The sequence below is a fragment of the Methanobacterium formicicum DSM 3637 genome, from assembly GCF_000302455.1.
Lineage (GTDB): Archaea > Methanobacteriota > Methanobacteria > Methanobacteriales > Methanobacteriaceae > Methanobacterium > Methanobacterium formicicum_A.
In genome coordinates, this window is the sequence record NZ_AMPO01000003.1 from 51,510 (window position 1) to 63,246 (window position 11,737).

Sequence of the window (11,737 nt, forward strand, 5' to 3'; positions counted from 1 at the left end):
TTCACATCTTTAATGGTATCTGGATCTATTATTTATAATGATCTTCTCTTCTATGAAGCTCATAATTTTTATAATGATTTTATCCCTTTGATTAAGCTCATAATAATGTATATTGATTAGAAGATTGATCTTATCCTCCGAAAAAGCTCATAATATAATCAGCGAAACTCTGCAGATAATTCTTTATCTGATTCAATATGCCCTGGGATTGAGATGCTTGCTGGGTGGCAGCTTCTAGTTGGTTTTTGAAATCAGTAAGGCTGCCCTGAACTTTTTGAGAGTTAGCAAGGGCATTTGCTATGTCCTGAGCCTGACTGTCAGTTAAATTTATATTCATACTGTTGGCCACGTTAATAACGATGGTTTTTATCTGGGTGGGGTCCTGTAAATTCTGTTTTTGAACTTCCTGCTGGGCCTGATCAAACAGTTCAGCTATTTTATCCGTGCTTTGACCGGTTTGGTTGGCAATCTGGGTTTCAGTGTAAAGCTCTTCAGTGGCTGCTTTCTTTGCTTCTTCCGGTATGGAAGTTCCCACTGCGACTTCATAAGATTCTAACACTCCCGTAAGTGCTGATTCTCCAGTAGCACTGACTGGTGATGTAACCACCACATAACCGTTGGTAATTCCCGTGGATTTTAATGCATTGGCATACATTTTAGAGGTCACTGTGTTTATTTTGCTGCTGTCCACAATGATCTTGATGCCCTGACTGTAGCTCAAGTCTACCAGTGCACAGGAAAAAATCTGGTTAGAGTTGTAAGTGCGTCCAGTGATATTTTTGGCAATTTGATTCACCTGTGATGCAGTAACAACCTTGGTATTGAATGTACTCAAATTTTTATCAGTATGGGATTGGAAGTAGGTGTTCACCGTACTTTTATAGGAAGGGTTATTGTAAGTTGTCTCTCCATAGGTTATTGCAAAACCAGAGGTACTTGCACCGTATACGGAACCTAAAAATGCTATTAATATTATTAGAACTAACAACAACTTTTTCATCCTACCACTCCGTTGATCTTAATTTTTAACAATTATTTTAATATCATTTCCATATTATGTTTAACACCTAATTAAATCTATGGGAAAATTATGATTCAAAACTCTATTGGGTTCCTGTAATTCCTTCCTTTGGATAATGGGGTGAATAAAAAAGAGTCATGATCAAATTTATAACATATAACTATATGGGGGCAATCATATTTTGATAATTTATATTTATGGGGATTATAATCTATTTTTTAGCCCAATCATTGTACCCATTGCTTTGTATTAATTTTATTTTAGTAATAGTAATTTTATGATTATTTGAGAAACGATTTATATTACAAAAGTAATTTCCTAACTTGTGTTTACAATAAATCTCATTAAACTAGAATTAAACTAGAATTAAACTAGAATTAAACTAGAATTAAACTAGAATTAAACTAGAATTAAACTAGAATTAAACTAGAATTAAACTAGAATTAAACTAGAATTAAACTAGAATTAAACTAGAATTAAACTAGAACACGTTTATTAAGCTAGAAGTACCACTCTGCTTTCAGGAGACTCATCTACAATTTTGCGCCCGCATAAACTGGCAATTTCCTGGGCAAAATTCTTAAGATCATTGGATCGGGGCATGTTTTCGAATTTTAAACGGTCACGCGAGCTACCCACATACATGTAAGCTTTGATCTCCACGAAATCAGGGTCACTTTTTTCGATGATCCGCGCATACTCCTCCGGGTGGGTCATGTTGTAACCTGCAACACTGGTCATTCTAATCACGGTGCGACAGTTGAAACTTGATAAAAGATCCAGTGAATGATTTAATTTCTCCCAACCATCTTTAATCTGGGGATCGCAGAGCTTCTTATAGGTTTCAATGTTGGGGGCATCAAGGGACAGATACAGTTGAGTTGGTTCTGGATCCAGGCTTCCCAGCTTATCTGGACTGAGACCATTACTCACCAGGAAGGTGGTGAATTTCCTCTTTTTATATTCCTCCAGAAGCTGGTTGATAGAAGGATATAATAATGGTTCCCCAGCCAGTGATATGGCGGCATTGGTGGGATCCTGAGCTTCTGCTATCTTTTGACTGTTGGCATTAGGATTACCAAAGAAGCCCACCAGCAGTTTACGCTGAGCTTTTATACATTCATCTATTATTTCCCCTGGATCATCGAACTCTTCCTCCCAGGTAGTGCTGGTTATGGAAATATCCCTCCAACAGAAGAGACATTTATGGTGACAGAATGCTATGCTGGGTGACATTTGCAGGCAACGGTGGCTTTCTATACCGTAGAATTTTTCTTTATAACAAACACCATCGTCCATGATACTTTTTTTAGTCCAGTGACACACTTTAGCTGCTGCATGTCTTTTTGAACCCACAAAACGATATCCTTTCTTTTCCAGTGCTTCTATGGCCTGATCTGTTAATGGCATTTTCCTGTTTCACCTAAATTTTAATTCTTCTTGGGTAAGTGATAATTAGTATTGTATATGATTTCAGTGATTATTTAGTGATTTTTTTTAAATAGTTACATTATTTTTTAAATAGTTACATTAGTTATTAGGTAATTTGCATCTTGTAATTGGTATATTTCGGATTAATTGTATAAGATTAATTGTATAATGGATAGAACTCAAATTTAAGTTCACCTATCCCATATTGATTCTACAGTAGATGAATAGTTCTATTTTTAATAATCATTTTTATAGAAAAATTTTATAGAAAAATAATGTTTAGGATTGTCTTAAGAAATTGAAAAAATATGGGGAATAATATAAGAAATATTTGTTTTGTATTTAACTAATATTCGTTTTGAAAGAGTTCATTGTCATCCATTATTTTTACTATATTCTACTATATTCTAAGGTAGATTATTTATTTTTTATTTAGAATATTTCGGAGGAGAGTTAGGCTTATGTGTTAAAAAATTTATTTTATCTTTTTTTTAATATTTTGTGCTTTATTACAGTTACTATCTGTTTATAGATTATTTAAGGTTTATTTAGGTTAATGAAGGTACAATCAAGTTCCATTGGCCCCTACCGGAATATATATTCCGGCAATTAGTTATTAAAAATTCCATTTTAAATGGGTAAAAATTATTAATAGAAAAGAATCAGACCTCATTTGTTAAAAAATGCCTTAAAATCTCTTAAATTTAATTAAGGTTCATATAAATCTTATTTAACAAAAACTCATGATTTGATGGTCTTTAATCATTTAAAGTTTGATTAATTCCATTTTATGCCTTATAAGGAAGTATATCCCTCATATAAACTGGAATTGCATAAGCTTATTTTGGGGAAATGGGCTTTAAATTAAGGTGATTTACTAAAAATACTAAAGGAAGCAGCCGGTCCCAGATCGTTAAGTTAAATAACCTCATAGCGTGTCTTAAATCCTAAAAAAAGCCCTCTATGGTCCGTTTTTCGAGATTTTTTTCGAAACCTTTATAAGGGATATTGTTTCCATCATAATGTAGTCCAAGAGAGTCCCATAAACTTGATTTTATGGGGCACGGAGGCGGTATAATTAAGCGAGTGAAGCGAAACTCTACCTACGCAGTATTATGTATGTTATGTATGGTTGTTGCGGTGGTCCCGATTTCGGGTGCTGTGGGTGACCAGGATAATAGTGCGAATGGTGTGAATCCTGCCAGTGGTTTGCAGGTTGGTGTTACAGGTGCTGAGGTTAATGAGGCTCAGTCTGTGATTGTTAATAACAAGCCGTTTGGTGAGAATTCAAGTAAGATTTTAGGAAATAACACTACTACTAATGGTTCATTGAAGCTTGGAGCTACCGGTGATAAAGTTAAAGAACTACAGCAGTGGTTGACTGATTACGGTTACTACGCTGGTAATATTGATGGTGTTTTTGGTAATGACACTGAAAAAGCTGTTAAAGATTTCCAGGAAGAATCCGGTTTAATTGTTGACGGTGTTGTGGGTAATGATACTAAAAATGCCATGGCGAACTGGGATAAGTATTTAGCTCAGGTGCAGGCAGCAGCCGGTGAAAGTACCAGTGACACTAGTTACAGTTCAAGTAAATCAACATCCAAGAAAACCTATGCAACTGCAGTTCGAAGCTACACTAAATCCTACAGTTACAGTAAGGGTTACAGTGGTGATTGCTGGGATGTCAGTAATGCTATGTACAGTCAGTTAACAGCATCCGGTACAAGAGCACGAATTGTTCAGTATGCAAACAGCTACTCTTCCAATCATCGTTCTGTTGAGGTTTGGAATGGTAATAGCTGGGTTGATGCTGACTACTCTGGTCAGGCATGGGTAGGACAACCAACTGCTCACGACAGCTCAGCAACTGTGATTGCAGGCGGATAAAAGTACTACTAAATTAAAACCTAGAAATAAACGAAAAATTCAGCAGTTCAACGCAGAACTGTTGAAACTATCTCTTTTTATTTTATTAACATTTTTATCAAAATAATAAACCACTACATATACCATTTTTCATAGGATTTGCCATTTTATCTCAGTTTTTTTTAAGACTATTTATTAACCATTTTTTAGGGTTTTATCTAATTATTATAGATTTTAGGGGTATGAATTCAATCTGGATTAAAACCAAAATATTTTTATATCTCGCCCTTAAAAAGAAATACAGAGTACTGCACATTTTTAGGAGGCTGATTATGAAAATAACACAAACCCCTCTGGTAATTTTGAATTTTAAAACTTACTTAGAGTCTACTGGAGAAAAAGCCCTGCAATTAGCCAGAGCTTTGGAACAAGTAGCTGAAGAAACTGGAGTTAACATGGTAGCGGCACCTCAAGGAGCCGACCTCTGGAGATTATCACAGGAAGTAAAAATACCGGTTCTAGCTCAACACATTGACCCGGTGGATGCCGGCGGACACACTGGTAGTATGTTAATTGAATGTGCGAAGGAAGCAGGAGCATCAGGCACACTTATCAACCATTCTGAGCAGAGAATGCAACTGGCTGATATTGATACAGTCATCAGCAAAGTCACTGCAGCTGACATGATCAGTGTAGTGTGTACCAACAATGTGGAGACCAGTGCAGCCGCAGCCGCCTTGAAACCTGATTTTGTAGCAATAGAACCACCAGAACTCATTGGATCAGGGATACCTGTATCACAGGCCGAACCTGAAATAGTGGAGGGAAGTGTGGCAGCAATCAAAGATATCAATCCCAATGTAAGAGTCCTGTGTGGTGCAGGTATCTCTACTGGAGATGATATGAAAGCAGCCCTGGAACTGGGAAGTGAGGGAGTGCTCCTGGCATCAGGAATTATATTGGCTTCTGACCCCAAACAGGCCCTTCTGGATCTGGTAAGTAAGATCTAACCTAATAGGCCTACCTGTAGATGAAATCTAGTTTAATAGGATGAATCTAGTTTAATCAGAATAGAATCTAACTTAATCGGAAATAAATAAAATTAAGGAAAATAAATAATCCGTTTTAAGACTATAATGATTCTAAGACCATAATAATTTCAGCAATCAATACCAAATCTAGTAAAAACATTTAATCTTGGGGAATGATTACTGTTAGTAATAATTATGGGAATTAAACAGATAAACGCACTAATACAGATATGATCGTACAGATATAATCATATATTACAGATATAAACCCGATAAGAGTAACAAATCTTGAACATGGAAAATATCTAACTTGGAATATTTTAAAATCCTTTAACGGTGGAATAAATAATGGCCTCTGATTTTAACACCATAGATGACCTGGAAGTGGAGGGAAAGACAGTACTGGTACGAGTGGATATAAACTCACCAGTTGACCCCCTTACTGGACTACTACTTGATGATACACGCATAAAACTACACGCTGAAACCATAGCTGAACTGGCAGACAAAGGTGCTAAAACTGTTATAATTGCTCATCAGAGTCGTCCGGGTAAAAAAGATTTCACAACAATGGAACAGCATGCTGAAGCCCTTTCCAATTTACTGGATAAACCAGTGGGTTATGTGGATGACATATTTGGTAGCAATGCCCGGAAGGCCATTAAGGATCTAAAAGGAGGAGAAATTCTTCTACTGGAGAATGTACGTTTCTACTCCGAAGAAATATTGCAGAGAGAACCACCACAGCAGGCCGAAACCCATATGGTAAAAATGCTTTCACCACTGGCTGATTATTTCATCAATGATGCATTTGCTGCCGCACACCGTTCACAACCATCACTGGTGGGATTTGCAGTTAAAATACCCTCTGCAGCTGGAAGGGTGATGGAAAGGGAACTTAAAGCAATGTACAGTGCGGTTAGTAATGTGGAAAGGCCGTGTGTCTATGTTCTGGGCGGAGTTAAGGTTGATGATTCCATAATGGTTATGGAAAATGCCCTGGAATCAGGTAGTGCTGATTACATCCTTACCACTGGGCTGGTGGCCAACATATTCCTGTGGGGTGGAGGAGTAAACATACGAAAATATAACCGGAACTTCATAGAAGACAGAAACTACTGTGAATATGTTAAAAAGGCCAAAATGTTATGTAAAAAATTCAAAGACCAGATCTTGGTACCCACAGATCTAGCGGTATGTAAGGATGATAAACGATTAGAATATCCTGTGGGCAAACTTCCCAACCTGCCTATATTTGATCTGGGTACTGAAACTACCACTGAATACGCACGTGTCATTAGAAATGCACGGACCATATTCGCCAATGGTCCCGCGGGGGTTTTTGAAAAAGAAGGATTCAACCAGGGTACCGAGGATATACTAAATGCAATCTCCTCATCTGCAGGGTTCTCCATTATTGGTGGTGGACACCTGGCAGCTGCTGCCAATAAAATGGGCCTATCTGGAATCAGCCACATAAGCAGTGGAGGCGGAGCTTCTATCAGTCTTATTGCGGGGGAAAGGCTGCCTGCAGTGGAAGTGCTCAGGGAAAAGATTGAATAGTAGAGTACTAATAGGTAGAGTACTAATAGGTAGAGTATGAAAGGTTAGCACTGTAACTTTTAACAATGATATTCCATACCTTGTGTGTTAACATAATCTTATGATTTAATAAAAATTTGAATTAATTTATTTAAAATTTAATCATTTCACCTGAATTTCATTGATTTCACCCAAAAATTAAATCAAGTTTAAATACTTGGATTAACCATAGTAAGAATTCCCCTCTTAAACATTTGAAAAATAGTTAAGACCAGATTTAAGTCAATAGGTCTCCACCCAAAACTATATAAGGCAATATCTCAAAAGTTAAAATGCCTCGGTAGCTCAGTCTGGTGGAGCGCGAGACTTGTAATCTCGTGGTCGCGGGTTCAATTCCCGTCCGGGGCTCTAGACTGATGGTTAAATAAGAATAACATAGTTTAGATGTAGGTCTGATAAAAATAATTGGATTTAAAGTAATGTGGGACCATAGGGTAGCTTGGTCGATCCTTTGGGCTTTGGGAGCCTGAGACTCCGGTTCAAATCCGGGTGGTCCCATTTTTAGATCATTAAATGATCCTCAAATAAATCTGAAACTTTATCCCGCCTTAGCTCAATTTGGCAGAGCGTCGGACTGTAGATCCGAATGTTGCTGGTTCAAGTCCGGCAGGCGGGACTTAAATATCTACCAATCAATGGAAACTGTTGATGGTATCTTCAATCAAGATGAAGGTGACCAGTCACTTTATCCTCTAGATATTTACCCAAACCTTTATATGTAATCAACAGAAAGGAAAAGTATATAAGGAAGCATAACATAAACCACTATACTCTAGTTCTGCTAAAGTATTTGCCTTGGTGGTGTAGGGGCTATCATGCGGGCCTGTCGAGCCCGCGACTCGGGTTCAATTCCCGGCCAAGGCGTTTTAGAGGGCCCGTAGCTCAGTCTGGGAGAGCGCCTGGCTTTTAACCAGGTGGCCGCGGGTTCAACTCCCGTCGGGCCCGTTCTAATTTTTAATGGAGGATTAAATGGTGAAGAAGGATATCTTAAAACACGAACTGGTTCCAGATCATGTTGTTTTGTCGAAATCTGATGTTAAGAAAGTATTGAAAAAATTGGATATCCATCCCGAACAGCTACCCAAAATAAAGGCTGATGATCCGGTTGTTAAAGCTATAGAAGCTAAGCCGGGGGATATTCTCAAAATAACTAGAAAGAGTCAGACTGCGGGTAAATTCGAAACCTACCGTTTGGTTTTAGATTAAATATAGATAATTGATTTAATAACAAAGCACATAAAATAGTTTAGTGAATAATGCCTTGCCTTATAAACCGGTACATAAATTGTGTTATATTTTAATAATATAATATATATACATTGATATTAATGGACCAGAACCACTAGGACTACCTACGTTGGTGTTATAATAAGATGGATTAGGTATGGGTTGTTTTTTGGAGGAATTTAATGGTAAAAAATGCCTGGGGACTTGTCGATACCTTTTTTGATGAATACAAACTGGTGGATCATCATATTAAGTCATACAATGACTTTGTAGATCACCGTATACAGGATATAATTGATATAACCGAGCCCATTGTTCTGGAGCAGGGAGAGTACTGCATACAAACGGGTAAAGTTGAAATCCGGAAGCCTTACATTAAGGAAGCAGATGGTTCAAAAAGTAAGGTTTTTCCCACTGAAGCCAGACTTAGAAATTTAACTTATTCTGCCCACATGTACATGGACATGGCTCTTTCCAAAGGTGAAGAGGAACCCACCCTTGAAAAAGTGTACATTGGTGAACTTCCAGTTATGCTCAAATCCAACATCTGCCACTTAAACGGATTAGGATACAATGAACTGGAAGATAATGGGGAAGACCCCCAGGATCCAGGAGGCTATTTCATTGTTAATGGCTCAGAAAGGGCCATAGTAACCATGGAAGAGATTGCACCTAACAAGATCATACTGGAAAGAATCGGTGAAAAAGAAGACCGCAGAGCGAGGGCAATAGTAACCTCGATTAAGAGCGGATTCAGAGCACGTATCACTCTGGAATATCGTAAACCACGGAAAAAAGGTGTATTCCTCAGGATATCATTCCCTTACGTACCTGGAGAAATACCACTGGTGGTTCTACTCCGTGCACTGGGACTGGAAAAAGATGTGGATCTGGTCAGCAGTGTTTCTGAAGAAAATGATGTGCAGTTCCTACTCATAGATGATATTCAAACCTCGGAAATAACCAACACCTACGATGCTATCAAGTACATTGGTAACCGGGTGGCCAAGGGTATGACCGAGGAGTACCGGATCAAAAGGGCAGAAGATGTCATTGACCGATACTTATTACCACACATAGGTGTGGAACCAGAAAAAAGAGCAGAAAAAGCCACTTACCTGGCTGAAATGACAGAAATGCTCCTGCAAGTTATTTTTGATGAACGTGAACCACACGACAAGGATCACTACGCCAACAAAAGGCTCCGTGTATCCGGAGACCTTATGGAGGACCTGTTCAGGGTAGCATTCACCAGTCTAACTCGTGACATGACTTACCAACTGGAGAGAAGCCTTGCTCGTGGAAAAGAACCCTCAGTTAAGCAGGCAGTGCGTTCAGATGTTCTCACTGAAAACATCAAACACGCCATAGCCACTGGGAACTGGGTTGGTGGACGGGCTGGTGTAAGCCAGTTACTGGACCGAACTAGTTATATGGGAACTCTTTCACACCTTAAACGTGTTGTTTCGCCACTTTCAAGGAGTCAGCCTCACTTTGAAGCTCGTGATTTGCATCCTACTCAGTTTGGGAAGATCTGTCCCAACGAAACCCCAGAGGGTCCCAACTGTGGACTGGTGAAGAACCTGGCCATACTGGCCAAAATTTCTGAAGGTTCCGACCCTGAGGAACTGGAAGCAGTGGTCAAGAAAGCGAAGAGCATCAATCCCCTTTAAGGGACGAGATGAGATATTAAGGAGTTAAAATTTATTTTATTATGAAAAGCCAGCTATTGGGGGCCGATTCGTGAAAAAATGCAAGGTTTATACTAACGGAAAGCTTATTGGAACTTGTGATGATCCAGAAGGTTTCATGGAAGAAATGCGCCAGAAAAGGAGATCTGGAGAAGTATCCTATGAAATGAACATCACTCATTATCCTGAAAACAATGAAATATACTTGTTCAATGACCCTGGAAGAACCCGAAGACCACTCATTGTGGTTGAAAACGGTGGGTCACGCTTAACAGATGAACATTTTCAGAAAATTGCTGATGGGGAAATGACATGGATGGATCTGATAAATGAAGGAATCATCGAATACCTCGATGCTGAGGAAGAAGAAAACACCTACATTGCCATGTTCCCATATGAAATCAATGAATATCACACTCACCTGGAAATAGACCCCTCCACCATGCTGGGGATCTGTGCCGGGATCATTCCCTATGCCAACCACAACTCATCCCCCCGTAACACCATGGAAGCAGGGATGACCAAACAGGCACTGGGACTTTATGTTTCTAATTATAATTTAAGGACAGACACCCGTGCACACCTGCTGCACCATCCTCAGGTTCCAATAGTCAAAACCAGGAGTATGGATGCCACCCAGTACGATAAACGGCCATCCGGTCAGAACTTCGTGGTGGGAGTAATGTCCTACGAGGGTTACAACATGGAAGATGCCCTCATACTTAACAAGGCCTCCATTGAACGTGGATTGGCCCGATCCTCATTTTTCAGATCCTACGAGGCTTCCGAGCGAAGATACCCCGGGGGACAGGAAGACAAATTCGAAGTACCAGAAAACATGGTGCGCGGATACCGTTCTGAGGAAGTGTACCGCAACCTGGACGAAGATGGAATTGTCAACCCCGAAGTCAACGTGAAATCAGGGGATGTCCTCATAGGGAAAACCTCACCACCCCGTTTCTTAGAAGAGATCGACGAGTTCGGAACAGTGGCTGAACGAAGAAGAGAAACTTCAGTCACCGTACGACACGGAGAACACGGAGTGGTGGATGCAGTCATGCTTACTGAAACAGTGGAAGGAAGTAAACTGGCTAAAATACGAGTAAGAGACCAGAGACAACCAGAGTTTGGTGATAAATTCGCATCCAGACACGGACAAAAAGGAGTGGTTGGTCTGATAGTATCCCCAGAAAACATGCCCTTCACTGCTGAAGGAGTGGTACCAGATCTCATAGTTAACCCTCACGCTATCCCTTCCAGGATGTCAGTGGGACAGGTGCTGGAAATGTTAGCTGGTAAAGCCGGCTGCATGGAAGGGCATCGTATGGATGGAACACCATTCAGTGGAAACCAGGAAGAAGAAATAATGGACCTGCTCCGTAACAATGGTTTCGAAACTGCTGGCCGGGAATCCCTGTACAACGGGATCACTGGTGAAAGAATCGAAGCAGAAATATTCGTGGGAGTGGCTTTCTACCAGAAATTACACCACATGACCTCAGACAAAGTTTACGCCCGGTCAAGGGGGCCGGTACAGGTTCTAACCCGACAACCCACCGAGGGAAGAGCCCGAGAAGGAGGTCTCAGATTCGGAGAAATGGAAAGAGACTGTCTCATAGCTCACGGAGCTGCATTAGCCCTTAAAGAGCGATTGTTGGATGAATCTGACAAGTATGAGGCCATAATCTGTGGTGATTGTGGAATGGTTGCCATATACGACAGAATAAGAGATAAACGATACTGTCCAATATGTGGAGATTCAGACAGTTACCCTGTGGAGATATCATACGCATTTAAACTATTACTGGACGAACTCAAGAGCCTGTGCATTTTCCCCAAACTGGTTCTTGAAGATAAAGCCTGAT

At 39.7% G+C, this 11,737-nt stretch carries 8 protein-coding genes and 5 tRNA genes; 11 read left to right on the plus strand and 2 right to left on the minus strand.

Features of this window, described 5'->3' with window-relative positions:
* Window positions 1–130: 130 nt before the first annotated feature.
* Together A994_RS04290 and twy1 are read right to left on the minus strand one after the other, a co-directional pair.
* Entirely contained in the window at window positions 131–1,000 is an 870-nt protein-coding gene (locus A994_RS04290) for a DUF1002 domain-containing protein (protein WP_004030084.1), read from the minus strand.
* Window positions 1,001–1,516: 516 nt separating this feature from the next.
* Complete coding sequence (gene twy1 / locus A994_RS04295) at window positions 1,517–2,431, minus strand: 4-demethylwyosine synthase TYW1 (protein ID WP_004030085.1); 915 nt, start codon at window positions 2,429–2,431, stop codon at window positions 1,517–1,519.
* Between the two features lie 1,077 nt (window positions 2,432–3,508).
* Here twy1 and A994_RS04300 point away from each other — a divergent pair.
* From A994_RS04300 to rpoB, 11 genes are all read left to right on the plus strand, one after another.
* The gene (locus tag A994_RS04300) at window positions 3,509–4,342 is read left to right on the plus strand and encodes a peptidoglycan-binding protein (RefSeq protein ID WP_237739698.1); all 834 of its coding nucleotides are present in this window, start codon (window positions 3,509–3,511) and stop codon (window positions 4,340–4,342) included.
* A 311-nt stretch (window positions 4,343–4,653) separates the two neighbouring features.
* Window positions 4,654–5,331, plus strand: a complete 678-nt coding sequence (gene tpiA, locus A994_RS04305) for a triose-phosphate isomerase (protein WP_004030088.1) — start codon at window positions 4,654–4,656, stop codon at window positions 5,329–5,331.
* A gap of 369 nt (window positions 5,332–5,700) precedes the next feature.
* Window positions 5,701–6,915 carry a phosphoglycerate kinase gene (locus tag A994_RS04310; protein ID WP_004030092.1) on the plus strand — a complete coding sequence of 405 codons (1,215 nt, stop codon included), beginning with the start codon at window positions 5,701–5,703 and terminating at the stop codon, window positions 6,913–6,915.
* A 313-nt stretch (window positions 6,916–7,228) separates the two neighbouring features.
* Window positions 7,229–7,302: transfer RNA gene (locus A994_RS04315), tRNA-Thr, on the plus strand.
* 75 nt (window positions 7,303–7,377) lie between these two features.
* Window positions 7,378–7,452 (plus strand) — tRNA-Pro (locus A994_RS04320).
* A gap of 44 nt (window positions 7,453–7,496) precedes the next feature.
* Window positions 7,497–7,570 (plus strand) — tRNA-Tyr (locus A994_RS04325).
* A gap of 176 nt (window positions 7,571–7,746) precedes the next feature.
* Window positions 7,747–7,818, plus strand: a tRNA-Asp gene (locus A994_RS04330).
* A gap of 7 nt (window positions 7,819–7,825) precedes the next feature.
* Window positions 7,826–7,899, plus strand: a tRNA-Lys gene (locus tag A994_RS04335).
* Window positions 7,900–7,923: 24 nt separating this feature from the next.
* On the plus strand, window positions 7,924–8,160 hold the full coding sequence (locus tag A994_RS04340) for a DNA-directed RNA polymerase subunit H (protein WP_004030093.1): 237 nt from the start codon (window positions 7,924–7,926) through the stop codon (window positions 8,158–8,160).
* Between the two features lie 203 nt (window positions 8,161–8,363).
* Window positions 8,364–9,854 carry a DNA-directed RNA polymerase subunit B'' gene (locus A994_RS04345; RefSeq protein ID WP_004030094.1) on the plus strand — a complete coding sequence of 497 codons (1,491 nt, stop codon included), beginning with the start codon at window positions 8,364–8,366 and terminating at the stop codon, window positions 9,852–9,854.
* Window positions 9,855–9,924: 70 nt separating this feature from the next.
* Window positions 9,925–11,736 carry a DNA-directed RNA polymerase subunit B gene (gene rpoB, locus A994_RS04350; protein WP_004030095.1) on the plus strand — a complete coding sequence of 604 codons (1,812 nt, stop codon included), beginning with the start codon at window positions 9,925–9,927 and terminating at the stop codon, window positions 11,734–11,736.
* Window position 11,737: the final 1 nt, after the last annotated feature.